The sequence below is a fragment of the Serratia sp. MMO-28 genome (assembly GCF_037199905.1).
GTDB classification, from domain to species: Bacteria; Pseudomonadota; Gammaproteobacteria; order Enterobacterales; family Enterobacteriaceae; genus Chania; species Chania oryzae.
The window spans coordinates 1-223 of record NZ_JBBCVB010000136.1; the positions used below are offsets into that span (position 1 = coordinate 1).

The 223-nt window shown below is 52.9% G+C and carries 1 rRNA gene; it reads left to right on the forward strand.

What is annotated here, in order from left to right:
- Positions 1–223: ribosomal RNA gene (locus WG891_RS26890) — 23S ribosomal RNA — on the forward strand; the annotation flags it as partial.

Consider the following 223-nt stretch of genomic DNA (forward strand, 5'->3'; position numbering starts at 1 on the left):
GACACAGGTGGTCAGGTAGAGAATACCCAGGCGCTTGAGAGAACTCGGGTGAAGGAACTAGGCAAAATGGTGCCGTAACTTCGGGAGAAGGCACGCTGGCACGTAGGTGAAAGGACTTGCTCCTGGAGCTGAAGCCAGTCGCAGATACCAGCTGGCTGCAACTGTTTAATAAAAACACAGCACTGTGCAAACACGAAAGTGGACGTATACGGTGTGACGCCTG